Raw genomic sequence first — 25,829 nt, forward strand, 5'->3', positions numbered from 1 at the left:
TAGGATTATTTTTTTAGGATGATAGAAGAGATTAATTGCGAAGTTAAAATGTCTTCCATTTCAAAAAGATTCTCTTCTTCGGTAAAATTACTTTCGGTATACGAATATAATTTCCAGCGTTTTTTATGGTATTCTAATGCGGTTAGATTTTCGACCCAATCGCCGGAATTTAAATATAAGGTAGAGCCGTTTTTGTTTTCTTTGGTAATAATTTTAGGTTCGTGTATGTGTCCGCAAATTACATAATCGTATTTTTTTTCGATAGCCAAATCTGTCGCTGTTGTTTCGAAATCAGAAATAAATTTGACGGCTTTTTTAACGCTTGCTTTTATTTTTTTAGAAAAAGAATAAGGTTCACGACCTAGTTTTGTCAAACACCAATTGGCAAATCGATTGCTTAAAATAAGATAATCATAACCTAATCCGCCTAGTTTTGCAATCCATTTTGAGTGCTGAACCGAAGCATCGAAAACATCTCCGTGAAAAATCCAGGCTTTTTTATCGTCTAGTTCTAAAACCAGTTTATCGACCAGAGAAAAATTTCCCATATTCATGTCGCTGAATTTTCGAAGAATTTCGTCGTGATTTCCGGTAATATAATACACTTTTGTGCCCTTAGATGCCATCCCGATGATACGCTGAATGACTCTTAAATGTGCTTTAGGGAAGTATGATTTTCTAAACTGCCAGGCATCAATAATATCGCCGTTTAAGACTAATGTTTTGGGTTTAATGCTTGATAGGTAGTTGTTTAGTTCTTTAGCGTGACTTCCGTAAGTTCCCAAATGGACATCTGAAAGAATGACCAATTCGACATTTCGTTTTTTCAATTTTTCTTTTTTTGAAGTTTAACAAATAAAAGAAACTTTGGCGGGCTTTATTTTATCAAAAGGTTATCAATTTGGCTACAATTTTAATAAATTGTGATTTTTAAACTACTTAACCTTTAGTTAATAATACGTATTTTAAATTTTTTAATTTAATTCATAAAACTTACATTTGCTCAAAACTAATTACAATGGCAGGAAATAGCTACGGCACCCTATATAAAGTTACAACATTTGGAGAATCTCATGGTGAAGCTTTAGGCGGAATTATTGATGGTTGTCCATCAGGAATTGAACTTGATTTAGAAGCAATTGAATTTGAAATGTCCCGAAGAAAACCAGGACAATCAGCAATTGTAACACAACGTAAAGAACCGGATGCAGTGCAGTTTTTGTCTGGTATTTTTGAAGGTAAAACTACCGGAACTCCTATAGGTTTTATTATCCCGAATACGAATCAGAAATCTGATGATTACTCTCATATAAAAGACAATTACAGACCAAGTCATGCTGATTATGTATACGACCAAAAATATGGTTTTCGTGATTATCGCGGTGGCGGAAGAAGTTCTGCAAGAGAAACAGCAAGCAGAGTAGTAGCCGGGGCCATTGCAAAGCAAATGTTGCCGGAAATTAAAATTAATGCTTATGTTTCGTCTGTAGGGCCAATTCATTTAGATACACCATACCAGGATTTAGATTTTTCTAAAATAGAAAGTAATCCAGTTCGTTGTCCTGACGAAAAATCAGCAGCGATTATGGAAGAATACATTCGTGATATCCGCAAACAGGGAGATACTGTTGGTGGAGTAGTTTCATGTGTAATTAAAAACGTTCCGGTTGGTTTAGGTGAGCCGGTTTTTGATAAACTTCATGCTGAATTAGGAAAAGCAATGCTTTCTATCAATGCTGTAAAAGGTTTTGAGTACGGAAGCGGATTTTCTGGTTCTGAAATGAAAGGAAGTGAACACAACGATTTATACAATCCTGACGGAACAACAAAAACAAATCTATCAGGAGGAATTCAGGGCGGAATAAGCAACGGAATGGATATTTACTTTAGGGTAGCTTTTAAACCTGTTGCGACTATCATGCAAACTCAGGATTCATTAGATAATAAAGGAAACATAACACCAATGACGGGTAAAGGCCGTCATGATCCGTGTGTTGTGCCGCGTGCCGTGCCTATTGTAGAGGCTATGGCAGCAATTGTTTTGGCTGATTTTTATTTAATCAACAAAACATATTAATAAAAATTAAGACAGTGAGGGTCTTAATATTTTAATTCTAAATAAAAAATTAATGCAAGTAACAGAAACTAAAAAAAAATCATTCCTTAAAGGGTTAACTGGGCAAATAGTAATTGCAATGGTGCTTGGGGCAGCGTTAGGAATTGTGATTCATAACTCAATTTCGCAGGAAGCTGCACTGTCTTTTAGTAATAAAATAAAAATGCTTGCAACGATCTTTATCAGATTAGTGCAAATGATTATTGCTCCTTTAGTTTTTACTACATTAGTAGTAGGAATTGCAAAACTGGGTGATATAAAAACGGTGGGAAGAATTGGAGGAAAAGCACTTGCGTGGTTTTTTACAGCTTCTTTCGTGTCCTTATTGATTGGATTATTTTTTGTGAACGTTTTAGAACCTGGAGTTGGTTTAAAATTAGAGCACGTAGATATGGCTGCGGCTTCTGAAGTTACAGCAAAAACAAAAATATTATCGGTTGAAAATTTCGTAGAGCATATTGTTCCTAAAAGTATTTTTGAGGCAATGGCAACCAATGAAATTTTACAAATTGTAATATTCTCTATCTTTTTTGGTTTAGCAGCAGCTTCATTAGGAAGTACAGTAAAACCAATTATAAATGCTTTTGATAAAGCGTCGCATATTGTTTTAAAAATGGTAAACTATGTAATGAACTTTGCTCCAATTGGGGTATTTGGTGCTATTGCAGGAGTTTTTGCTATTAGAGATGCAGAAGAATTGATCATTACTTATTTTAAATTTTTCGGATCATTCTTAGTCGGAATCAGTACATTATGGGTAGTCTTGATTCTTGTAGGGTATATGTTCCTTAAAGGAAGAATGACGGAGTTATTAAAACGTATTGTTGGGCCATTAGCAATTGCTTTTGGAACAACAAGTAGTGAAGCAGTTTTTCCTAAATTAACGGAAGAATTAGAAGATTTTGGTGTAAAAAACAAAATTGTAGCATTTATGTTACCGTTGGGTTATTCGTTTAACCTTGACGGAAGTATGATGTACATGACTTTTGCCAGTATTTTTATTGCTCAGTTTTATGGTGTTCACTTAGATTTAGGAACGCAAATGGCAATGCTTTTGGTTTTAATGTTAACCAGTAAAGGTATTGCAGGTGTGCCAAGAGCAAGTTTAGTAATCGTTGCGGCTACTTGTGGTATGTTTAAAATTCCTGTAGAAGGAATCGCCCTGATCTTGCCAATTGATCACTTTTGTGATATGTTCAGAAGTGCTACCAATGTTTTAGGTAATGCTTTAGCAACTTCGGTTGTAGGACAATGGGAAGATGATAAAGAAGATACTATTGAAGGACTTGAAGAAGTATAGTCCGGAAAATTAATTGATACTTTTTAAATAAAAAACCGTAATGAGAATGCTTTCATTACGGTTTTTTATTTATTGCTATTTGTGATTGCTTAGAATCATGATAAGTAGGATAAAAATATTGATTATTATTACTTTACGTTATCAAAAAACATACTGCTATTTTGAACTTATAAAAATGTATATTTGGATAAACATTTCCCAAATTATGTCTTATTACAGGTTTTATTTTTTAGTTTTTGTTTTTCTAAATTTATTTTGTCCTGAGCTCGTTGCTCAGACTGGTAGCGTATCAAATGAAATAGTTAAAGATTTAACCAAAGAAGCCTGTGATTTTTTAGATGATACCAATTACGAAAAGTCTTTAGAGAAATCCGGTATAGCCTTACAGCACGCTTTTAATATAAAAAATGATACCTTAATTTCCCGAAATTACAATATCATAGCAATTAACTTTCATGAGTTGGGAGAACTTGATAAAGCAGATTTTTTTTACCACAAAGCTTTATCTTATGCTAAAAGATCTAATATCGTTAGTTTACGAATGATGATTACCAGTAATTTAGGGAACTTGTGCTTTTTTGAAAGAAAATTATACAGAGACGGAATTGCTTATTACAAAGAATCATTAAAATTTGGCGATAACTCAAAATATGCTGAAGAAGTTGCGATAACCAACCTTAACATCGTTTGGTCTTATTTTAAGATTGGAAATTTTAAAGAAGGCTTGCCTTACCTGAAGTATATCAATAAAAATCAGAACGATTTAAAAGGAAAGTCAAATGATATTGCGTTGAATTTTTTAAACGGAATGTATTGGTCGAATGAAAATAAAAACGATAAGGCAGATAAATATTTTTCAAAAGCCATTTCTTATGGAGAGTCTATAGATGAAAAAACAGATTTGTTGTATGCGTATTTAGAGTATTCGAAGTTTTTAAATAAGATTGGTAAGTTTGAAGATGCTTATAAAAATATGCTGTCTTACAATACGATCCGGGATGAAATGACCAATAAAGAAAAACTCAAGCGCGCTTCGATTGCGGGTTTTAATCTTGAGTTAGACGAGTACAAAAGACAAATTGATAAAATCGAAAATGAAAAAGATTCGCAATATCAAAGTCTGAAAAAATCCAGGATTATTGTCATCTTGTTTGTGCTGATCTCCTTCATACTTGTTTTTCTTATCATTACGCTGATTAAAAATATCAAGTTTAAGAAAAAGCACAATTTAGAGCTTCTAAGGGCTAAAGAAATTGCAGAGGAAGCCTCGATGCTTAAAACCCAATTTATTTCGACTATAAGCCACGAATTGCGTACTCCGTTGTATGGTGTAGTCGGAATTACGAATATGCTGCTTGAAGAACACAAAGAATTGTCAAGAAGCCAGCATTTAAGTTCCTTAAAATTTTCCGCCCGATATTTATTGTCATTAGTAAACGACATTCTTCAAATTAATAAAATTGAAGAAAATAAAGTAGTATTAGAGAATCTGACCTTTAATATTTCGGATGAAATTACAATGATCAAAAATTCCCTTTCGTTTTTATCTCAAAAAAACAACAATACCATATCCGTATCTATTGATCCTGAGATTCCGGAATATTTAATTGGAGATAAATTAAGGCTGGCGCAAATCCTGATGAATTTAGTGAGCAATGCCTTAAAATTTACCAAAGATGGGGAAGTCGAAATCATTGTAAAACTCAATAAGATAGAAGGAAAGATGTATTATCTTGATTTTTTAATTAAGGATAATGGCGTTGGAATTGCGATCGTTGATCAGGGTAAAATCTTCGAAAAATTTGTTCAGGTAGGCAGAAAAGACGAAGATTATCAGGGAACAGGATTAGGACTGAGTATTGTAAAACGATTACTTGGACTTTTTGGAAGTACAATTAGTTTAAAAAGTAATATTGGCGAAGGAACTTCATTTTCGTTTGTGATTCCTTTTGAGCATGATCCGCAAAAGACTAAAAAGATTATAGATGAAATCGAAGTAGATTTAACGTCGAGCGATGTTTATAAAATACTGATTGTCGAGGATAATCTGATCAATCAGCTGGTTACCAAGAAAATTATCGAAAAGAATAATTATATCTGTAAAGTCGTTGATGATGGTTTTGGAGCTTTAGAAATATTAGACAAAGAGGATTTTGATCTTATTTTAATGGATATTAATATGCCTTTGATGAATGGATTTGAAACGACTAAAAGAATTCGTTTAAAAGGCATAAAAACGCCTATTGTAGCCTTAACCGCTTTTGATAAAGATGAAATAACAGATGAAGCAATTTCGTCAGGAATGAGCGATATTATCATCAAACCTTTTGAGCCGGTAAAATTGTTTAAAATTATAAGTTACTTAATACACGAAGCAAAAAGCGAGACGAGTATAAAAAACTAAACACGAATTTCAGCAATCGCTGCTAAAATCTCTCTTGTTAAATTAATTTACAAATTAATTTAAACGATCGAAATTGGTGCAGATTTTTGAAATTCGTGTTCGGAATTATTTAAAATATTTAGCTGATACGATTAATACCAGCGTTTTTTATTTTGTTTAGAAGCGTTTGATTTTCTTGATTTATGAGCGCCGCCGCTTCGGTTTGAGTTTTTAGGCTTTTCTTTTGCTGCTTCTTCAGGACTTCCGGCATGCCATTGATAAGGATGATCTGTAATTGTTTTTACATCTACTTTTATCAATTTCTGAATATCTTTCCAGTAACCGTGTTCGTCTTTACTACAAAACGAAATCGCAACTCCTCCGTTTCCGGCACGACCTGTACGTCCAATTCTATGCACGTAAGTTTCAGGAATGTTAGGTAAATCAAAGTTGATTACGAATGGTAATTGATCAATATCAATTCCCCTTGCAGCAATATCAGTCGCCACAAGAACGCCAACTTCTTTATTTTTAAAAGCATCTAAAACGCGTTGTCTTGCATTTTGTGATTTATCTCCGTGAATAGCTTCAGCAGGAATATCTTTTTTACGCAATGCTTTTACAACATTATCAGCTCCGTGTTTGGTTCTTGAGAAAACCAAAACGTTTGATAATTCTTCGTTTTTTATAAGGTGGTAAAGTAAATTTCTTTTTTCTGTTTTTTCAACAAAATAAACACGTTGCTCTACATTTTCTGCTGTTGAGGAAACTGGAGAAACTTCAACTTTTGCAGGATCTTGCAGAAACATTTCGGCTAATTCGCGAATAGCAATTGGCATTGTAGCCGAAAATAATAAAGTCTGACGGTTTTTAGGCGTTAGTTTTACGATCTTTTTTACATCGTTTATAAAACCCATGTCCAGCATTTGATCGGCCTCGTCTAAAACTAAAGTATGCAAATGATCCAGGTCAAGGAAACCTTGTTTTTGTAAATCTAATAATCTTCCTGGTGTAGCGACTAAAATGTCAACTCCGTTTTTCAACGCGTCAACTTGCGGGTTTTGCGATACTCCACCAAAAATCGTCAATTGAGTCAGGTTAGTATATTTGGCATAAGTATCAAAACTTTGTCCAATTTGAACCGCTAATTCACGAGTTGGAGTTACTATAAGGGCACGAATTACTTTTGCTTTTTTTGATGAGCCTACAATTCGGTGTAATTGATGTATGATTGGGATGGCAAATGCAGCAGTTTTTCCTGTACCGGTTTGGGCACAACCAATTAAATCCCTTCCTGCCAAAACAATCGGAATAGATTGTTCCTGAATAGGAGTAGGGTTTAGGTAGCCTTCTTCAAATACGGCTTTTTGTATACTTTTTGAAAGTGATAAATCTTCGAATAACATATCTTAGGTATTAAGAATTTAGTTTTAAGTACTAAAATTCTGTGCAAAGATAGGTTTATTCGATCAATCGTTTATTTGATTCTTGTTTTATTTGGCAAATGAACTCGTTTTCAGTACGTCATCTTCCGGTAAATTACTCTTTTTCGTTATTGGCTTTAATGAAATCAGTTACTAAATAACCAATCAATTTTCCAATTAAATTATTGTTAGGAGAATCCGCTAAATCTGGTGCGCCTTCGCAAATATGCAAATAAGTAGCGTTTTTATTTTGTCCGAAAAAGGAAATGAACTGACGTAATTCTTCTACCGAAAACCCGCTTATTGTCATAGCGCTGCTGGCAATATTAGGAATCGCATCCAGATCAATTTCAATACCAAAAGAATCGGTTTTTATAAATTCTAATGCTAAAGCCATTTCTCTGTCAAAGTCTTTTTCTTTACGAATGTTTACACTGTCGTAAGTATTGTAACGAACGCGGTCTTCTAATTTTTTGATAATGTCTAAAACACTTTTGGATGTATAGTTTTCGTGTAAACCAAAGATGAAATATTTTTTCAGGAAACCTTCTTCGTAAGCATAAGAAAATCCGTTTCCGCTATGACGGCCTTCCAGAATCCTGAAATCAGAATGGGCATCAAAATTTATGGCATTTATAGGTTTTCCTTTGGCTAAAGCCGAACCTTTTATATTTCCGTAAGCATTATTATGACCTCCGCCTATGATAATAGGAGTTTTTCCTGCTTTGATGATCGTAAAGATAATATGCGAAACCTCTTTATCAACTTTTTCAACTAACTGACTTAATTTTGATCTGTCGTCGATATCATTAAAATCCAGATTTTCGACCTCACGCATTTCTTCGGCAACATTAATATGTCCTAAAACAATAATCTGGCTTCCTTTAGAAAAACGATTGTGTTGTATGTTGGCAATACTCTTTATGGCGCTTTCCCATGCCGATGCTGCACCGGGTCTGCCGTAATTGGCGCGCACACCAATATCCTCCGGAATTCCGAGTAATACATATTTAGCTTCGCTTTCTTTTAGAAAAGTAATTTTATCAACTCCTTTAGGAATGATAATCATCTTTTCTCCAAATTTTATTTCACCACTTCGATGATTTGTAACTTTTGCTAAATCATTAATAGTAAACGGGACTAATTTCTCCATGAAAAAAATTTATTTTCCAAAAATAATATAATTGTAGTAACTTACGTTATAACCTTATATTAATTCTTAAATTTGTTTTAAAGAAAATTATTTTAAATATGGAAAACCCAAAGAACAACAACTCAAGTCTAAAAGCGGTAATCGCAGTTTTAGCAGTCCTACTAATTGGTAGCTTAGTGTATATTTTTAAATTATCATCTGATACAGATGTAGTTAAGACGGAACTTACAACAACTTTAACAGAGAAAGAATCTGTTATGAAAGATCTGCAAGAGCTAAAAACAACTTATGATGCTGCAATCGCTGAAAATACTTCTATGTCTGATGAATTGATTCAGGAAAGAGATAAAGTAGTGGCTTTGATGGATGATTTGAATAAATCAAAAGGTGATGTATCTAAATTTAGATCTCAAGTTCAGGCAATGCAAGGTAAAATGAAAACTTTAGTTGCTGAAAACGACGAATTGAAAAAGCAAAATGGTGTTTTAACAACTCAAAGAGATAGTACAATTGTAGTTTTAGGTGAGTCTAAGAAATATAATGAAGTATTAGTTGGTCAAAACGAAGAATTGGCTAAAACTGTTGAAAAAGGTGCTAAGTTATCAATTTTGAATACTAAGACTGCTGCTTACAAATTAAGAAGCTCTGGTAAACAAATTGAAACAGACAAAGCAAGTCGTGCTGACGTTTTAAAAATTAGTTTTACTATTGCTGAAAACCAAATTGCTAAGTCAGGAGACAAAACGTATTATGTACAAGTTATCGATTCTAAAAACAATGTTTTAGGTGAAAAGAAAACAGAAAACTTTGGTGAAAACACTTTGACTTATAGTTTTAAAACTACTGTAAAGTATGAAAATAAAACTGTAAATGTTGTAGAAGATTTACCAGGTAAAGATTTCGCTAAAGGAGCTTATTTTATCAATGTTTATGATAATGATGAATTAGTTTCTAAAACTAGTTTTAACTTAAGATAATACAACGTCGCTTAGGTAATAATACCACTAAAATATTAAAGGTCTGTGAGTTTCACAGACCTTTTTTTATGGCATAATTCGATCAGCAGTTGATAAAATATGCCGTCAGGCATTAAATATTGGTAGAAAACAGAAATGGTACAATGAATTTAGCGTGCCGTAGGTACGGCAATAGCTAAAATTTATTGCGTACCTACGGCACGCTAAGGTATGCCGAAACTATATTTCTACCAATATTTAGTGCCTAATGGCACAAATTGCAGATTCTCAATTCCTCATTACGTAAAAGAAAATTTCTTTTAGAAAATTTCTCCGTTTAGAAACACACTTTCTATTAAATTACTCCCAAAAGCGTATGGAATCTGGTAATAGGATGAAATCGGTTTGGTAAGGATTAAATTGGCTTTTTTGCCCTTGGTGATACTTCCGTGGGTTTCAGAGATTCCCATTGCGTATGCGCCGTTTATCGTTGCGGCATTAATGGCTTCTTCAGGAGTCATTTTCATTTTGATACATGCAGTCGCCACCACAAAATTCATATTTCCGGATGGAGTAGAACCTGGATTAAAATCTGTGGCTAATGCCAATGGAAGTCCGGCTTTTATCATTTCGCGCGCAGGCGTATACGGAATACTTAAAAAATAAGAACAGGATGGTAATGCTACAGGCATTGTTTCCGTGTTTTTTAAAGCTTCGATGTCTTCCGGGTTCATAATTTCAAGATGATCGACAGAAAGGGCTTTAAATTTAATTCCGGCTTGTATTCCTCCAATAGAATTAAACTGATTCACGTGAATTTTTGGCTTTAAGCCAAATTCTATTCCTGCCTGCATAATTTTTTCTGTTTCTTCTACAGAAAAATAACCTGTTTCGCAGAAGATATCAACATAATCAGCTAATTTGTTTTGGGCAATTTCAGGTAACATTTTAGTGATGATTTCGTCGATATAACCTGCTTTATTGTCTTTGTAATCTACAGGAAAGGCATGTGCACCCAGAAAAGTAGCTTTTACAGCAATCGGATAATTTTCGGCCAATTTTTTAATTACGCGAAGCATTTTCAGTTCGCCTTCTATGGTTAAACCGTAACCAGATTTTATTTCTACAGCTCCGGTTCCTAAATGCATCACTTCTTCCAGGCGAACTTTCGATTGTTCGTAGATTTCTTCTTCTGAAGTTTCGTTGAGTTTTTTAGCCGAATTTAAAATTCCACCACCGCGATTGGCAATTTCTTCATAAGTAAATCCGTTGATGCGGTCTACAAATTCCTGTTCGCGATTTCCCGCATATACAATATGTGTATGACTGTCGCACCACGATGGCAAAATAACTTTGCCCGTTGCATCGATAATTGTATCGGCGTTGATTTCAGGAAGATTATCCATTGATCCAAAATCATGAATCAAATCGTCTTTTAAAATTAAAAAAGCATTTTTGATGGTGGGAAGAATAGCCATTTCAGCACCTGAAACTTTAGCAATTGAAGTTTCGCGAACCTGAAGCAGTTCTTGTATGTTGGTAATTAATGTTGTCATTGTTGATAGTGTTATAAAACACAAATTTCACAAATTATCACGAACTAATCCGTGAAATCTGTGAAATTCGTGTTTTTATTTTTTTTGTTTTTCTATTCTGAAACCGTTATTTCGAACATTTTGCTCCAGTTTTTACCAGTTACAAAAATAGTTTTCGTTTTTGGGTTGTACGCGATTCCGTTTAAAACATCATCTTTAGTTACATCTGGCATAAATTTACGTAAACCTGACATATCCAGAATTCCTTCAACAGCTCCAGATGTTGGGTTTACCACTGCAATTGCGTCTTTGAACCAAACATTCGTATAGATTTTTCCGTTAATCCATTCTAATTCGTTGATGGCTTTGATCTTCGAAGTTCCAGAATATACATTGATATAATCTACCATTTTTTGAGTTGCAGGATCCATTTTCCAGATTTTCTCTGTTTTATCTGTTTGGTAAATGTATTTTCCGTCATTTGTCATTCCCCAGCCTTCGATATCTTTATCGTAGGCAAAAGTTTTTTCTTGTTTTAAGGTATTAGCATCATAGATAAAACCTGTTTTGTTTTGCCAGGTTAACTGGAATAATTTACCATTGATAAAGGTAATTCCTTCACCAAAATATTTTTTCTCAAGATCTACTTGTTTGTAAATTTTACCTGTTTTGTAATCGTATTTTCTGATGTATGATGCGCCTTCCTGTCCTGTACTTTCGTACAAAGTGTCTTTGTAGAACTCTAAACCTTCAGTAAAAGATTTTGTGTCGTGAGCATATGTATTTACGATTTTATATTTTAAAGCTTTTGCTTCGACATCAGATACTAATTCGATTCGTTTGGTCGCATCAGAAGAGTTTGATCCAAAATAAACGGTTGCTTTTATGTATTGGTATCCTAATTTTTGATCTTTTAAAGGAAAATTAAATTTGGAAGCTCCTTTTGTGCTTCCCACTTTTTTATCATTAACAAAGTAAACAATGCTGTCGATTTCTTTCGATTTTGGGTTCAAAATTCCAACAGAAAGCGCTTCTTTTTGGGTAAAATGAGCCGGAAAAGCAGAATCATCAATATTAAATAAAGAATTTTCACCTTTATTTTTATCTCCACATCCAATTAATGTGATTCCTAATAAAATGACAGTTAGGAAGTTATATTTTTTCATAGTTTAAAATTTGAATAAGCCAATATACAACGATATTTTTATAGCAACAAAGGTCTTGCAAAAATATAAAAAGATTGTATATTTGCACCGGCAAGTCCTACACGACCAGCTCCTGCAGACTCCCCCAGGATGGGAACATAGCAAGGGTACGTGGTTGAGCGGTGCGATGTAGGTCGCTTGCCATTTTTTTTTATCCCGTTCTTTCGGGATTTTTTTTTAGAATTAATTTAAAAGTGGTCTTCCTTATGGAGGATTTTTTTATTTTTGGTGCTTCGTAAGTTAAAAGTTATTGGAGTAATCCTAAAACTGTGGAGGGATAAAAAAAGTTAACCGCAAAGAACGCTAAGTTTTTTTACTCTTAGTTTTTTGTGAAAAGGCAAAGTTCGCAAAGCTTTGTGGGCTCTGCGGTAAAAAAAAGTGATCTCTCATAACTTATAACTCAAAACTCATAACTTTTCAAAATGAATAAAGTCGTTTTAATTACCGGAGGATCCTCAGGGATTGGAAAATCAATTGGAGAATTTTTACAAAAAAAAGGTTTTGTCGTGTACGGAACGAGCAGAAATCCTGAGAAAGTTTTAAATTCGGTTTTTCCGTTGGTGGCTTTAGATGTTCGTAATGCCGATTCTATAAAGGTGGCGGTATCTAAAATTATTGCGAATTCAGGTCGATTAGATGTGGTAATTAATAATGCTGGTGTTGGAATTACAGGGCCTCTTGAAGAAATTCCGACCGAAGAAATCAGAAATAATTTTGAGACCAATTTTTTTGGACCTATTGAAGTGATGAAAGCGGTATTGCCACAAATGCGTGAACAGAAATCTGGCTTAATTATTAATATTACTTCTATAGCAGGATATATGGGATTGCCATATCGCAGCGTATATTCGGCATCTAAAGGGGCTTTAGAATTAATTACTGAGGCTTTGCGTATGGAAGTAAAGTCGTTTGGAGTTGAAATAACAAGTGTTGCACCAGGTGATTTTGCTACAAATATTGCTTCAGGGCGTTATCATGCGCCGGTTGTAGAGGGTTCGCCTTATGCAAAAGTGTACGGAGAAAATCTGGCAACGATGAATGAACATGTTGATGCGGGAAGTAATCCTAATGAAATGGCGGAAGCAATTTATAGAATTATGCAGCAAAAAAAGCCAAATGTTCATTATAAAGTAGGGGCTTTTATGCAGAAGTTTTCGATTGTTTTAAAACGCGCATTACCGGATAAAGTCTACGAAAAAATGCTGATGAATCATTATAAGCTATAAAAAAAAATACGGGAGCAAAATTTGAAATTATTTTACAGGAATAAATATTTCGAATTTTGCTCCTTCGTTTAATACTCCTTCTGCTCTTATAAATCCTTTGTGGTTTTCTACAATTCGTTTTACTATGGTAAGGCCAATTCCGGTACTTTTTGACGGTTTGGTGTGTAAGGCCTGAAATAATCCAAATATTTTTTCGCTATACGATTGGTCAAATCCAATGCCGTTGTCGGCAATGGTTATTTTGTGGTATTTGGTCAGTGGTGATAGTTTTTCGAATTCTCCGTTTGTTATTGCTGCAGAAACGGTTATGATTAAATCTCTATCTGGGCTTGCGAATTTTAATGCATTACTGATCAGGTTGTATAATAATTGCCTGAATTGAAATTCGATTACAGATAGTTTTCCTAATTCTTGTATGTCGAAGGTTACATTTTTGATTTCTAATTCTCCGGTGAGATCGTCAATTACATCTTTGGCGATATTGTTCAGATCTTTTATTTCAAATTTTCGATCGTCAAATTTGGTTTTAGAATAGAGGAGTAGATCATTTATTAAATTCTGCATTCTAAAGGCTGAAGTACGAATTTTATGAAACGCTGTTTTGCCTTTTTCGGATAAATTATTGATTTCTTCGCGCTCAATAGTATCGGTAAAAAGCTGAATTTTACGCAATGGTTCTTGCAAATCGTGACTTGAAATGTAATTGAAAGCTTCGAGTTCACTGTTCATTTTTTCGAGCGAAATGTTTTTTTGAATTAACTTTTTCTCGATATCTGAGTTTAGTCTTTCGATCTTTTTTTTCTCGCCTTCGGTTTTTGCTATTATCTGATTTTTCTCTTTCAGGATTGTATTATTTTCATCTTCCTGCTCGACTGCCGTAAGGTGAAATGAAATTAAATCAGCGAATAATTTGAACATTTCGCTTACTTTAAATTCTTTCAGGCTGTTTGGTTTTGGATCGATAGCGCATAATGTGCCAAAAAAAGTCCCGTCTTTACGCATTATTGGAACAGAAATATAACTCTGAAGTTTGTACATTGCTGGCGTATGATGATTGTGATATTCGGGATCTTCGCTAACATTGTCGATAATTACGGGTCTCAGGTTTTTTCGTATATCGTCGCAAATTGTGGTTTTAATTTGTAACTCGTCGCCTGGTTTTAGGCCAAAAAGAACATTGTCCTGTACGCTGCACGTAATCCATCGATCGTCTGTAACTCTTGCTACAGCTGCAAAACCCATTCCTGTGGTTTGGCAAATTACGTTGAGTAATGTAGGGACAATTGATATTTTTTCGATATTAAGAATATCTTGTTTAAAATGATCTTCTAGCACTTTTATGGGGTGTTTTTTTATTTTTTAAAAATACAAAAATAAAATTAGCTTTTTGTTTCTTGTTCTATGTTGTTTGGTTTTGATGATTAGGAATTATTTTTTTTAGTTTTTTACCTTATGGAAATTATAAATTGTAATTTTGCACGGAATTTTGCGTGAAGGATAGAGGCGGTATCCTTTTGTGAAGTGAAACGGAACAAAAGATAAAGCCGAATCCCGATAGCTATCGGGAGACCCGGAGGGACACGCCCAAAAAAGGAACACAATTAAATAGATATAATTATGAAATTTTTTATTGACACAGCTAATTTAGCTCAGATTAAAGAGGCACAGGCTTTAGGTGTTTTGGATGGTGTAACTACTAACCCATCGTTGATGGCAAAGGAAGGAATCACTGGAAAAAACAATATTTTGAAGCATTATGTAGATATCTGCAATCTTGTTGAAGGTGACGTAAGTGCTGAAGTTAATGCGCTGGATTATGATGGAATGATCAAAGAAGGTGAAGAATTGGCTGAATTACATGATCAGATTGTAGTTAAATTACCGATGACTAAAGAGGGTGTAATGGCTGCAAAATATTTTTCTGATAAAGGAATTAAAACGAATGTAACTCTTGTGTTTTCTGCAGGTCAGGCTTTATTGGCTGCAAAAGCCGGAGCTACTTATGTTTCTCCTTTTATTGGTCGTTTGGATGATGTTTCGACTGATGGTTTGAACTTAATTCAGGAAATCAGAGAGATTTATGATAACTACGGTTACGAGACACAAATTTTGGCAGCTTCTGTACGTCATACAATGCATATTGTAAATTGTGCTAAAATTGGTGCTGATGTTATGACTGGACCTCTTTCTGCAATTTACGGATTGTTGAAACACCCATTAACTGATATTGGATTAGCACAATTTGTAGCTGATTTTGAAAAAGGAAATAAATAAGAATCAGATCTTTATAGTTTAAAAATCGTCATCCTTGTAAAAAGGGTGGCGATTTTTTTTTACTTTTATGTGTCTCAAAAAGAAATACATATGAAAAAAGTGATCTTGATTTTTGTGTTTTTGTTCGTTGGTTTATCTGTAAATGCTCAGGCTGCTAAAATAAAAAAGGAGGTCAGTGAGGCAGGAGATGTGGCGAGTTTTGAACTGGATTGTTCGGTGCAGTTTCAGAGTCTTGCAAAAGGATTGCGCTATAATATTACGAGGCACGAATTTAAAGGTCCGGAATTGAAAAATTCGTACCGATTGTTGTTGGTTATGGATGGGTTTTATTCGAAAACGCTGAATAAAACGATGACTATCTCGGCGGTATTAACGGACGGAACGATTATCGAGGCTAAAAAGATTATTGAAGATGATGGCTTTTTTGATGGTGCGTGTACCTTGAAGATTAAAGATCCTAAAGCGCTTTTGGAGGCGAATATAGATAAGGTTATTGTTCATGCTGATAAAGATGTTGTTTATACATTATCGGCGAAGAATAAGGCTGTTTTTAAGCAGAATCTGAGTAATGTTATTAATGCCAAATAAAGGTTCAGAGGTTCAGAGGGGCAAAGGTTGTTGGGCTTATGTTTTTTTTAGAGCATAAAAAAAATCCCAAATTCTAATTTTGTGGATTGGAATTTGGGATTTTTTATTTTGTATGTTTTGGCTTAGTGACCTCCTCCGCCACCTTCTACGTGGTTGATTCCTTGTCTTTTTAAGATTTTAGGGCAATAGAAACCGTAGAATCCTAAATAAGCAAATCCAAGAAGTGGAACGATGTAAGAGAAGTGAGTCCAGGTGATTCCGAAGATTCCTCCTGGGCTTGTAAGGTCAATATCGCAGATACTTCCTTGAATTAATGGAATAACTCCTCCTCCTAAAATCATCATAATAAGGAATGAAGATGCTTTTCCGGTGTTTTTTCCTAATCCTGCAATAGCTAAATCGAAAATCGATGGCCACATGATTGATAAGAATAAACCTCCTGAGATAAAGAAGAATTTAGCAATTGATGGATCTGGCCATACTAATCCTGCTACCATCATTAATAATCCTGATATTCCGAAAAGCATTAAAGTTTTTCCGGCGTTTTTACCACCTACAAAACTTACAGCGATAAATAATAAGATCCAGATTGGGTAGATATAGAATGCAGAAACGTCGTGAGCAGCAAAAATGTTAGCTCCGATAATTACTCCAAATGCAACTGCAGGAACGATGAATTTTAATGCTGTGTTTACTAAGTTTGAAGTGTTGAAAACGTTAACTCCACCATTCCAACGACCAATCATTAAACTTCCCCAATAAAGGGCAATAAATGGTGCAATGGCATCTTCAAGAACATTACCAAACTCGGCAGTGTGTAATAAAGCAGGTAAGTTACTAATGATAGTTACCTCTGTACCAACGTAAATGAAGATTCCTAACATTCCTAAATATAGTTGTGGATAATCTGAAATGTTGAATTTTTCGTGTGCTACTTTAACCACTTCTTCCTCTTCTTTTGCAGGATCTTCGATTTTAGAGAAGTTCATGAAAACGGCCACAGCAATAAATGCAAGACCAAGAATAACGAAAGGTAATTTGATATCTTCTAATGAAAGTGATGTGTTTTTGTTGTCACCCATTCCGAATAAAGCGATTCCTAATAAAATTGCTCCAATTGTAGTTCCGAAAGAGTTAATACCTCCAGCTAATGTCAAACGGTGAGCTCCTGTTGCAGGGCTTCCCATTTTAATTGCCAATGGATTAGCTACAATTTGCTGGATTGAGAATCCTAAACCTACAGTAAATAAAGCGGTTAAGAAAAATGGAAAACTTTCCATTGTTGCAGCAGGAATGAATAAAAATGATCCAACTGCTGAAAGAAGTAAACCTGCAGAAAGGGTTTTTTTATATCCGAATTTTTGTAAAACATCTAATTTTAAAGATACTAAGAAGAAAATCATTGATCCTACGAAGTACGCGGCATAAAACGCCCAAGCTACTAGTTGTGACTGAACCTGAGATAAAGTAAATACTTTTTTGAATACGGGAATCAGGATATCATTGGCTGAACCAACAAAACCCCAAAAGAAGAAAACAATTATCAACGAGATAAACTGTCCCCATTTGGTTTGAACATTTTCTGAACTCATAATTTAAGAGGTTAATTTTTTATTTTATTGTTTTTTGAAGACCGTAAATATATTTGTTAAGTATATCAAAAAAAAATAAAAAGGCACAAATAATGTTAAATTTAAACCAACGGCCTCATTTTTTCAACAATGTGTTAATTTTTACCTACTTAGAAAATGAATTTAAAAGTTAAAGTTTATTCTAAAATTTTGTTTTTGACCTCTTTGCTGTAATTTCTGCCTATCGGAATGGTGTAAGATTGTATCTGAATACGGTTTCCTTCGATAGATTTTACCTTATTTAGCGCAATTACGTAAGATTTATGGATGCGCAGGAAGCGATCAGCAGGCAATTCTTCTGACAAAGATGTAAGTGATTTATGGGTAATATAAGTCTTATCAGGGGTAACAACTTTGATGTATTCCTTCATTCCTTCTACAAACAAAATTTCTTCAATATTAATCTTCATCATTTTTTTATCGACTTTGATAAAAATATGCGAATCGCCTTTTGTGGTTTCGACTTTAATATTGTTTTTTAGATTGTATTCGGTGGTGATTTTATTAATGCATTTTATAAAACGTGGTAACGGAATGGGTTTTACTAAATAATCTAAAACATCAAGATCATAGCTTTCTGCGGCAAACTCCCTAAAAGCTGTGGTGATGATAACTTTGGTTTTGTTTTCGATTAAGCTAATGAGCTCAAATCCTGTCATCATTGGCATGTTGATGTCAAGAAACACGGCATCGACAGTAGTACTGTTTATAAAATCGAGCGCTTCTAAAGAATTATTGAATGTGCCAATGACTTCAAAATCTGTAAAATTTGTAAAATAATTTTGCAGGACTTTGATCGCTAATGGCTCATCGTCAATCAACACGCATTTAATCTTCATTTTCAATAGGTATTTGCAAACGAATTATATAGTAATTTAATTTCGTTGTATGTTTTAAAGTGAAATTGTTTTTGTAAATTAATTTTAATCTTTTTTTTGTGTTCACTAAACCAATTCCGCCTTTAGCATTTAGATTTTGTGAATTTACAAAATTATTTAAGATTTCAAAGTCTAACATTTTATTGTCGATAACTTTACAATTGATCTTAATTTTTAAGTTATTATTGTTGATTCCCCCGTGTTTAAAGGCGTTTTCGACCAATGAAATGAATATTAGCGGAGGCACAATAATATCTTCGATATTCGATTCGAGATTAACCGTAACTTCTACATTCTCAAAGCGTAACTTCTCGATTTCGATATAATTTTGAATGTAATCAATTTCTTTAATTAATGGAACAAATTTGGTGCCTTTTACATCATATAAAACATATTCCATCAAATTTGATAGTTTTATAATAACATCCGGAACCTTATCTGAAGATTCTAATGACAAAGCATATAAATTATTTAAGGTATTGAAAAAGAAATGCGGCTGAATTTGATTTTCAAGGTACTTTAATTTGATTTTAAACTGGTTTTCTCTTAATGACCTGTTTCTTTCACGTTCTCTCAACCAGGTTAAGGTCAGGTAAACCGATGAAGCCATCGCTAGAACGTACAATTCGCCAATACAAACTGCCAGGATATGATTAATATCAAAAGGATGATATTCTCTATTGGCTTCAGGCCAGATGTTTTCGGATATAATATAATAGGTTAAAACCGTTTTTAACAGATAGATTCCAAAAAGACTTGTTATTAATGCGAGGGTATAGGTAATGTATTTTTGTTTCAATACATATTTTGGTACTAAAACAAAAAGATTAAAATACACTAAAGGGATGTGTAAAGAGAATTCGATTAGGTTAGATTTAAACGAATAAGGATAGTCATTAAAGTAAGCTCCCCATCGTAAAAAATTAAGAGTGAAATAGCTACCCCAGAACCATACGTGATTCTTGAGCTTAATATCAAATTTTAATTTTTGAATTTCGGTCAACTTTAATTTGGGGATTTAGATTTGGTTGTTTGGTATCCTGGAAATATTGTGCAACTTTAAACAATTACTGGGTAAAACGCAATTCTTTTGAATAAAATTTTATAAAAAAAGACATATTTTATATTATTTGTGTGGTATATCGTTTTCGTAAAACATATTGTTGATTGTTTTGTGTCGTTCGTTTAAGGTTTTGTGCCGTATGTTTAAAATGTTTTATTTATGTTAATTTTAACAATAAATTTACCGCTTAACCAACAAAACCATGTTAAAATGAAAAAAATTATGTTAATCTTTATGATTGTATTTACGGCGCAGCTCTCGCTTGCTCAGGTAAAAACAGTCAAAGGCTTAGTTAGCGATCAAAACGGATTGCCGCTGCCTGGAGTAAGTATTATTATTCAGGGTACGAAAACCGCAACCCAGTCTGATTATGATGGAAAATTTACGATACAAGCATCTGCAGGAGATGTGCTTGTTTTTTCGTTTATCGGAATCAAAACTGAGAAAGTTACTGTAACACAATCAGCTACAGTAAATGTTGTGCTCACAGAAGATGCACAAAACTTAAACGAAGTTGTTGTTACCGCATTAGGTATCAAGAGACAGAAAAAAGAATTGGGTTATGCAGTTCAGGACATTAAAGGTGATCAGCTTAATAAGGTGATTACAACCAATGTCGCTTCGGCACTTTCAGGTAAGATTGCCGGTGTTGATATTTCTATGCCTGCCACAGGAGTTGGAGGAAGCTCCAGAGTTATTATTAGAGGAATTTCAAGTATAGGTGAGAGTAACCAGCCACTTTATATTGTTGATGGAGTTCCTATTGATAACTCAGGTTTGAATAATGACACTGCCGGAGCCAGCAAATGGTTTGACGGAAGAGATAACGGAGACGGAATTTCAAGTCTTAACCCAAATGATATTGAAAGTCTTACTGTATTAAAAGGTGCAGCTGCGTCAGCTTTATATGGTTCAAGAGCGTTAAACGGGGTAATTTTAATTACAACTAAAAAAGGAAGTAAAGGGAAATTACAAGTAGAATTAACGAGTGGTGTTAGTTTTGACCGTGTAAATGCAAAATATGATGATTTTCAAACTGAATATGGTACGGGAGGTCATGGAGTTTTGCCAGATCCGACAAAAGCACCTAGCGAAGTTTACGGATATACGACCAGTGCCTGGGGACCTAAATTTTCAAATAGTGTAGGAACACAAGTAAAAATATTTGACGGTTCTATGCGACCTTATGCAAGGGTGGAAAATAATATTCAGGATTTTTTCAAGACCGGTGTTACAACAACAAACGGAATTGCACTTTCTGGAGGAAGTGAAAATGCATTTCTTCGTTTTGGATTTAATAACCTTAAAAATGATGATGTTGTTCCTAATTCTGGTTTAGAAAGAAACAATGCCAGTTTAAATGGTACATTAAAATCAGATAAATTTACTTTAGATGCTAATGTAAATTATATGGTAGAGACTACAAATAACAGACCAGGATTGGGTGATTCACCAAACAATGTGGGGTATTCTTTAAGTGGTCTGGCGCCAAATATTGATCAGGCGTGGTTGAAAAATTATGGAAATCCGGAGACAGGAGAAGTTTATAAATGGAATAATAATATTTATCAATTGAATCCTTATTTAACTGTAGATGCAAACCACAATACTTCTAAGAAAAATCGTTTTACCGGGAATGTTGCCGGAACGTATCAACTAGAAAAATGGGTTGCGCTGACTTTTAGAACTGGTTTAGATACTTACATTTTTGATTCTAAAGATTTTATGGTGCCTGGAAGTACATGGCCTGGAAGAGATACTGGTTATCTTAGAGTAGGTGATATCACCGTTTCTGAAATGAATACGGATATCATTGCTACTTTTAGCGGAATTAAATTAGCTAATGATTTGACTTTTTCAGGAATTTTAGGAGCAACCAGAAGAGATTTTAGAAGATCTGAAAATTCTAGTGAGGGAACCAATATTATTCAGCCGGGAACAGAGTTTATTAGTAATTTTTCAACGCAGACAATAAATGCACCAATAGAAACAAGAACAAGAACAAATTCTGTTTACGGTTCTGCAAAACTGGATTATAAAGGGTATCTGTATGCTGAGTTTACAGGAAGAAATGACTGGTTTAGCGTTATTAATAAAGATGCTTTCTATCCGGGAGCTTCATTAGGTTTTGTATTCTCGGATGCATTTAACATTCAGGGAGATACTTTTTCTTATGGAAAATTAAGAGCTTCATGGGCAAAAGTTTCTAATGCTCCGGGCGCTTATAAAAATGCATTAAACTATACTACTTATTCTTCTTACGACGGACAAAGTGTGGTAAATGTTAAGAATACATCGGCACCAAATGCAAACCTGACTTTTCAAACGAAAAAAGGAATCGAGTTTGGTTTAGAAACAGCTTTCTTTAAAAACAGATTAAAAGCTGATATAACGGTGTATCGTGAAGATACATCTGATCAAACACTTGATTTAGCTTCTTCATCAACATCAGGATATGAATATCTTTCTGTAAATGCCGGTGAATTGCGTAACGAAGGTATTGAGATCTTTTTATCTGGTTCACCAATAAAAACTAAGGACTTTGAATGGGGAATTGACTTAAACTATTCTAGAAATAAAAACTCAATTCTTTCTTTACATCCTGAAATTAATACGTACACAATTTCTGAAGCTCGTTGGGCTAACGCAGCAATTGTTGCTCAGGTTGGCGGAAAATACGGTACTATCATTGGAAGAGATTTTGAAAGAACACCTTCAGGAGAAATGATTGTAAATGCACAAGGTATGCCTGTATATACAGATAATAAAGTAGTTTTAGGAAAAGGAGTTCCGGATTGGTCAGCGGGTTTAACCAATAGATTTACTTATAAAGGAATCACGCTTCAGTTTTTATTAGATATGAAATTTGGTATGGATGTATATTCTATGACAAATTCAGTTGCTGCAATGAGAGGATTATTAGATATTACTACAGAAGGAAGAGATGCGTATATCGCTGCAAGAACTCAAGCTGCTGCAAACGATCCTAATTTCGACATCAATAATTGGGTTCCTACAGGCGGTTATGTAGCAAATGGAGTGGTAAATACAGGAACAGCTCAGAATCCTGTTTATGTAAAAAACACTAAACCTGTAGATCCTCAGGAATACTGGAGAAATGTTACAGATGCTACTCCGGCACCATTTATTTATGATGCTTCATATGTAAAATTAAGAGAGGTAAGTTTAGGGTACAATATACCTAAAAGCGTTTTTGGCGGAGCAAAAATAAATTCAATTTATGTTTCTGTATTCGGAAGAAATCTATTGACATTCAATAAAGATTTACCAAACGTTGATCCGGAGTCTATGTATACTTCCGGAAACGGACAAGGTTTTGAATATGGTTCATTACCATCAAGACAATCGTATGGTTTTAATATTAAAATTACATTCTAAAAAAGTAGATTATGAAAATCAAATATATAATAGCCATGCTTGCAGTTTTTACGGTAGTTGGCTGTACAGAAAATTTTGACGAACTGGAAAAAGATCCTGTGGCGTTATCAGCCAATCCGGGAGGTCAGCTTTCATTTACCCAATTGTGTATGTCTGGAGACGGATACTATCAGCATAGAACCAATTTAATTTATGCCGGAGGTTTTGTGCAGCATTATTCTGGTTCGTGGGCAGTAACAAACTACGGTGGTAAATTTAATAATTCAGAGGAATATGCGGTAGCTTTATGGAGAAACGTATATGCTCACGAAATGAAAAGTGTTGTTGATATTCTGGATGTAACCGGAAAAGATCCTTCGGCTGTAAATATGAATGCAGTTGCTAAAATTATGAAAGTAATGGTGGCACAGCGATTAACAGATATTTATGGTGATGTACCTTATTCAGAAGCTGGTCTGGCTTTTTCTAAAGGAATTGTAACACCTAAATATGATAAGCAACAAGATATTTATGCTTCATTTTTTAGAGAATTAGAAGAAGCTTATAACCAATTAAATGTTGGAAAAGATCTGATCAAAGGAGATTTGTTTTATAAGGGAGATGTTTCAAAATGGAAAAAATTAGCCAACACTATACGTTTGCGTGCGGCGATGAGAATTTCTGAAGTAAGCCCGGCTGAAGCAGAAAAACAAGCAAAAGCGGCGTTGCAAAATGGCGTTTTCGAAAGCAATGCTGATAACTGTATTATGCAACACTTAGATTTTCCGTTTAGTGATGATCCAGCCAGACTGGACTATAGAGGAAACGGATTGTCTTATGGTTTTATAGGAAATGAGCAGGGAGATCATTTTAGTTCATTACTAATAGATTATCTAAAAAATAACGGAGATCCAAGATTGACTATGATCGCTACTCCTAAAACCAGTAGTAGTATAGTTCCTGGAGCGCCACTACAGCCGGGAGAAACATTGTACGAAGGTGTTAAACCGGGAGTGTTTAGATGGGAACTTTCCGGAGGATCAAATTCAGCTTCGGGTATACAGCCTTATTTAAAATTAAGAACAACTCCGTTCCTGCACGTAAGTTATTCAGAAAGCCAATTGTTACTAGCTGAAGCTGCTTTTAGAGGATGGGTTTCAGGTTCTGCTGCAGAATATTACAAAAAAGGTGTTGAGGCAGGAATTAAACAATTGTCTATTTATGGTGCGGCTCCTGCAAGTCAGGCAAGCATCGACGCTTATGTAAATGCGAAACCTTTATTGCCTGGTACAGAAAAAGAACAAATTGGAACACAAATTTGGATTACTTACCTGTTTAATAGTATAGAAGGATACTCGAACTGGAGAAGAACAGGATATCCTCACTTAATACCAATAACAAATTCAGATTCAGGAACGGGGGGTATTGTGCCAACACGTTTGTACTATCCAAGTGATGAGCTACAAAAAAATGAAAAAAATTATCAGGAAGCTTTAGCTAGATTAGGAGGAAAGAATGACTGGTTTGGTAAAGTTTGGTGGGATGTAAACTAAAAAAAAATCTCAAAATATAAAGTTATGCCTAATAAGGTGTTATTTTCATTCTAATTAAAATTAAAAACAACAAGTTTAAATTAAAAATTATGATAAAAAATAAAGCCTTATTAGGCATCCTTTTTTTTATAAGTTCTCTATTTTCAGCATACAGCTGTTCAACAGAAAAACAATCTGATTCTGAAAACTCAAAAACTAAAACAGCCAGAGTTGTAGGTTATTTGTCTTCGGATAATTTCAGTAAAATGAATTCTATTCAGTTTTGCCAATTAACGCATCTCAATATCGCGTTTGCAAACCCGGATAAGAATGGAAATTTATTATTTAATGGCGATCTCGATGCACTTATTAAATATGCAAAGGCGGTTAATCCTAAAATTATAATTAGTATTTCACTTGCCGGTGGAGTAATATCAGAAGAACAGGCTTCTAATTGGTCCTTTTTGATAGATAAGCCAGAAAACAGACCTGCTTTTATACAGAACATCGTCAATTTTGTCGAATTGCATCAATTGGATGGAGTAGATGTAGATCTGGAATGGAATGCTGTGACTACAGGATATAGTGGCTTTGTTATCGAATTAAAAAAGAGTCTTGCAGATCGTAAAAAATTAATAACGGCAGCTTTGCCTAATAATTCCCGTTTCGAAAATATAACTCAGGCTGCATTAGATGCATTCGATTTTATCAATATCATGGCTTATGACAGTACCGGTCCGTGGTCTCCCAATAAACCAGGACAGCATAGTTCTTTTGAGTTTGCCAAAGAAGGAATTGATTTTTGGCATAAACTTCAAAATGTACCAAGTGATAAATTAACGCTCGGTGTGCCTTTTTACGGTTATAATTTTACCAATCCTGATGTTACCAGTGCCACTTATAATGAAATTATAATAGCAGGAACTCAATTTGCAGATCAGGATGAATTGGGAAAAATCTATTACAACGGAAAATCGACAATTTCTAAAAAGGTAGAATTTGCTTCTCAAAATACAGGTGGTATCATGATTTGGGAAATAGCTCAGGATTCTTTTGGCGAATATTCTTTATTAGATCTAATTCATAAAAAATATGCAAGCTTAAAAATAAAAACTACAGGAATGTGCGGCAACTAAATTTTAAAAAATAATAATACAAATGTTGTTTAAAATTAATAAGACTTTAAC

19 protein-coding genes and 1 other RNA gene are annotated in these 25,829 nt (G+C 34.2%); 11 read left to right on the forward strand and 9 right to left on the reverse strand.

The window, feature by feature from the left end:
• Positions 1-5: 5 nt before the first annotated feature.
• Positions 6-830, reverse strand: a complete 825-nt coding sequence (locus FLACOL7796_RS18365) for a UDP-2,3-diacylglucosamine diphosphatase (RefSeq protein WP_173972181.1) — start codon at positions 828-830, stop codon at positions 6-8.
• Between the two features lie 188 nt (positions 831-1,018).
• On the opposite strand from FLACOL7796_RS18365, the gene aroC reads away from it, so the two are divergent.
• The 3 genes from aroC to FLACOL7796_RS18380 all read left to right on the forward strand — a co-directional run bounded on the left by aroC (position 1,019) and on the right by FLACOL7796_RS18380 (position 5,820).
• Entirely contained in the window at positions 1,019-2,077 is a 1,059-nt protein-coding gene (gene aroC, locus FLACOL7796_RS18370; RefSeq protein ID WP_173972182.1) for a chorismate synthase, read from the forward strand.
• Between the two features lie 52 nt (positions 2,078-2,129).
• Positions 2,130-3,416: a dicarboxylate/amino acid:cation symporter gene (locus FLACOL7796_RS18375; protein WP_173972183.1), complete on the forward strand. Its 1,287-nt coding sequence runs from the start codon at positions 2,130-2,132 to the stop codon at positions 3,414-3,416.
• Between the two features lie 175 nt (positions 3,417-3,591).
• The gene (locus tag FLACOL7796_RS18380; protein WP_232067404.1) at positions 3,592-5,820 is read left to right on the forward strand and encodes a response regulator; all 2,229 of its coding nucleotides are present in this window, start codon (positions 3,592-3,594) and stop codon (positions 5,818-5,820) included.
• A gap of 131 nt (positions 5,821-5,951) precedes the next feature.
• Here FLACOL7796_RS18380 and FLACOL7796_RS18385 read toward each other — a convergent pair whose 3' ends face one another.
• Both FLACOL7796_RS18385 and FLACOL7796_RS18390 read right to left on the reverse strand, forming a co-directional pair.
• On the reverse strand, positions 5,952-7,205 hold the full coding sequence (locus FLACOL7796_RS18385; RefSeq protein WP_173972184.1) for a DEAD/DEAH box helicase: 1,254 nt from the start codon (positions 7,203-7,205) through the stop codon (positions 5,952-5,954).
• Between the two features lie 133 nt (positions 7,206-7,338).
• Complete coding sequence (locus FLACOL7796_RS18390) at positions 7,339-8,376, reverse strand: formimidoylglutamase (protein WP_173972185.1); 1,038 nt, start codon at positions 8,374-8,376, stop codon at positions 7,339-7,341.
• Between the two features lie 98 nt (positions 8,377-8,474).
• Between FLACOL7796_RS18390 and FLACOL7796_RS18395 the strand changes: the two genes are divergently transcribed.
• The gene (locus tag FLACOL7796_RS18395; RefSeq protein ID WP_173972186.1) at positions 8,475-9,353 is read left to right on the forward strand and encodes a hypothetical protein; all 879 of its coding nucleotides are present in this window, start codon (positions 8,475-8,477) and stop codon (positions 9,351-9,353) included.
• A 299-nt stretch (positions 9,354-9,652) separates the two neighbouring features.
• Here FLACOL7796_RS18395 and hutI read toward each other — a convergent pair whose 3' ends face one another.
• Positions 9,653-10,888 carry an imidazolonepropionase gene (gene hutI / locus FLACOL7796_RS18400; protein ID WP_173972187.1) on the reverse strand — a complete coding sequence of 412 codons (1,236 nt, stop codon included), beginning with the start codon at positions 10,886-10,888 and terminating at the stop codon, positions 9,653-9,655.
• 92 nt (positions 10,889-10,980) lie between these two features.
• On the reverse strand, positions 10,981-12,033 hold the full coding sequence (locus FLACOL7796_RS18405; protein WP_173972188.1) for a glutaminyl-peptide cyclotransferase: 1,053 nt from the start codon (positions 12,031-12,033) through the stop codon (positions 10,981-10,983).
• Positions 12,034-12,121: 88 nt separating this feature from the next.
• On the opposite strand from FLACOL7796_RS18405, the gene ffs reads away from it, so the two are divergent.
• An RNA gene (ffs, locus tag FLACOL7796_RS18410) (signal recognition particle sRNA small type) lies at positions 12,122-12,219 on the forward strand.
• Positions 12,220-12,494: 275 nt separating this feature from the next.
• Positions 12,495-13,298, forward strand: a complete 804-nt coding sequence (locus FLACOL7796_RS18415; protein ID WP_173972189.1) for an SDR family oxidoreductase — start codon at positions 12,495-12,497, stop codon at positions 13,296-13,298.
• 27 nt (positions 13,299-13,325) lie between these two features.
• Here the strand turns inward: FLACOL7796_RS18415 and FLACOL7796_RS18420 are convergent, their stop codons facing one another.
• On the reverse strand, positions 13,326-14,633 hold the full coding sequence (locus FLACOL7796_RS18420; RefSeq protein ID WP_173972190.1) for a GAF domain-containing sensor histidine kinase: 1,308 nt from the start codon (positions 14,631-14,633) through the stop codon (positions 13,326-13,328).
• A gap of 282 nt (positions 14,634-14,915) precedes the next feature.
• Here FLACOL7796_RS18420 and fsa point away from each other — a divergent pair, with 282 nt between their 5' ends.
• The gene (gene fsa / locus FLACOL7796_RS18425; RefSeq protein ID WP_065449355.1) at positions 14,916-15,572 is read left to right on the forward strand and encodes a fructose-6-phosphate aldolase; all 657 of its coding nucleotides are present in this window, start codon (positions 14,916-14,918) and stop codon (positions 15,570-15,572) included.
• Between the two features lie 90 nt (positions 15,573-15,662).
• Positions 15,663-16,160, forward strand: coding sequence for a hypothetical protein (locus FLACOL7796_RS18430; RefSeq protein ID WP_173972191.1), 498 nt, complete (start codon positions 15,663-15,665; stop codon positions 16,158-16,160).
• A gap of 122 nt (positions 16,161-16,282) precedes the next feature.
• Here FLACOL7796_RS18430 and FLACOL7796_RS18435 read toward each other — a convergent pair whose 3' ends face one another.
• The 3 genes from FLACOL7796_RS18435 to FLACOL7796_RS18445 form a co-directional block, all read right to left on the reverse strand.
• Positions 16,283-17,752, reverse strand: coding sequence for an MFS transporter (locus tag FLACOL7796_RS18435; protein ID WP_173972192.1), 1,470 nt, complete (start codon positions 17,750-17,752; stop codon positions 16,283-16,285).
• Between the two features lie 176 nt (positions 17,753-17,928).
• Positions 17,929-18,630, reverse strand: coding sequence for a LytR/AlgR family response regulator transcription factor (locus FLACOL7796_RS18440; RefSeq protein WP_089481263.1), 702 nt, complete (start codon positions 18,628-18,630; stop codon positions 17,929-17,931).
• Positions 18,620-19,672 carry a sensor histidine kinase gene (locus tag FLACOL7796_RS18445; RefSeq protein ID WP_173972193.1) on the reverse strand — a complete coding sequence of 351 codons (1,053 nt, stop codon included), beginning with the start codon at positions 19,670-19,672 and terminating at the stop codon, positions 18,620-18,622. The genes FLACOL7796_RS18440 and FLACOL7796_RS18445 overlap by 11 nt, the downstream gene beginning before the upstream one ends.
• Positions 19,673-19,942: 270 nt before the next feature.
• Between FLACOL7796_RS18445 and FLACOL7796_RS18450 the strand changes: the two genes are divergently transcribed.
• The 3 genes from FLACOL7796_RS18450 to FLACOL7796_RS18460 all read left to right on the forward strand — a co-directional run bounded on the left by FLACOL7796_RS18450 (position 19,943) and on the right by FLACOL7796_RS18460 (position 25,778).
• Complete coding sequence (locus FLACOL7796_RS18450) at positions 19,943-23,131, forward strand: SusC/RagA family TonB-linked outer membrane protein (RefSeq protein WP_173972194.1); 3,189 nt, start codon at positions 19,943-19,945, stop codon at positions 23,129-23,131.
• 11 nt (positions 23,132-23,142) lie between these two features.
• Positions 23,143-24,663 (forward strand): SusD/RagB family nutrient-binding outer membrane lipoprotein, encoded by a 1,521-nt coding sequence (locus tag FLACOL7796_RS18455; protein ID WP_173972195.1) that lies wholly within the window; start codon positions 23,143-23,145, stop codon positions 24,661-24,663.
• A gap of 89 nt (positions 24,664-24,752) precedes the next feature.
• The gene (locus tag FLACOL7796_RS18460; RefSeq protein WP_173972196.1) at positions 24,753-25,778 is read left to right on the forward strand and encodes a glycosyl hydrolase family 18 protein; all 1,026 of its coding nucleotides are present in this window, start codon (positions 24,753-24,755) and stop codon (positions 25,776-25,778) included.
• Positions 25,779-25,829 lie beyond the last annotated feature (51 nt).

The organism is Flavobacterium bizetiae (assembly GCF_902804475.1).
In the GTDB taxonomy this organism is placed as follows: Bacteria; Bacteroidota; Bacteroidia; order Flavobacteriales; family Flavobacteriaceae; genus Flavobacterium; species Flavobacterium bizetiae.

Excerpts from the sequence above, each read along its gene's own strand:
- aroC (WP_173972182.1), top strand. The coding sequence starts at position 1,019 with ATGGCAGGAAATAGCTACGGCACCCTATATAAAGTTACAACATTTGGA.
- FLACOL7796_RS18375 (WP_173972183.1), top strand. The coding sequence starts at position 2,130 with ATGCAAGTAACAGAAACTAAAAAAAAATCATTCCTTAAAGGGTTAACT.
- FLACOL7796_RS18380 (WP_232067404.1), top strand. The coding sequence starts at position 3,592 with ATGTATATTTGGATAAACATTTCCCAAATTATGTCTTATTACAGGTTT.
- FLACOL7796_RS18385 (WP_173972184.1), bottom strand. The coding sequence starts at position 7,205 with ATGTTATTCGAAGATTTATCACTTTCAAAAAGTATACAAAAAGCCGTA.
- FLACOL7796_RS18390 (WP_173972185.1), bottom strand. The coding sequence starts at position 8,376 with ATGGAGAAATTAGTCCCGTTTACTATTAATGATTTAGCAAAAGTTACA.
- FLACOL7796_RS18395 (WP_173972186.1), top strand. The coding sequence starts at position 8,475 with ATGGAAAACCCAAAGAACAACAACTCAAGTCTAAAAGCGGTAATCGCA.
- hutI (WP_173972187.1), bottom strand. The coding sequence starts at position 10,888 with ATGACAACATTAATTACCAACATACAAGAACTGCTTCAGGTTCGCGAA.
- FLACOL7796_RS18405 (WP_173972188.1), bottom strand. The coding sequence starts at position 12,033 with ATGAAAAAATATAACTTCCTAACTGTCATTTTATTAGGAATCACATTA.
- FLACOL7796_RS18415 (WP_173972189.1), top strand. The coding sequence starts at position 12,495 with ATGAATAAAGTCGTTTTAATTACCGGAGGATCCTCAGGGATTGGAAAA.
- fsa (WP_065449355.1), top strand. The coding sequence starts at position 14,916 with ATGAAATTTTTTATTGACACAGCTAATTTAGCTCAGATTAAAGAGGCA.
- FLACOL7796_RS18430 (WP_173972191.1), top strand. The coding sequence starts at position 15,663 with ATGAAAAAAGTGATCTTGATTTTTGTGTTTTTGTTCGTTGGTTTATCT.
- FLACOL7796_RS18435 (WP_173972192.1), bottom strand. The coding sequence starts at position 17,752 with ATGAGTTCAGAAAATGTTCAAACCAAATGGGGACAGTTTATCTCGTTG.
- FLACOL7796_RS18440 (WP_089481263.1), bottom strand. The coding sequence starts at position 18,630 with ATGAAGATTAAATGCGTGTTGATTGACGATGAGCCATTAGCGATCAAA.
- FLACOL7796_RS18450 (WP_173972194.1), top strand. The coding sequence starts at position 19,943 with ATGAAAAAAATTATGTTAATCTTTATGATTGTATTTACGGCGCAGCTC.
- FLACOL7796_RS18455 (WP_173972195.1), top strand. The coding sequence starts at position 23,143 with ATGAAAATCAAATATATAATAGCCATGCTTGCAGTTTTTACGGTAGTT.
- FLACOL7796_RS18460 (WP_173972196.1), top strand. The coding sequence starts at position 24,753 with ATGATAAAAAATAAAGCCTTATTAGGCATCCTTTTTTTTATAAGTTCT.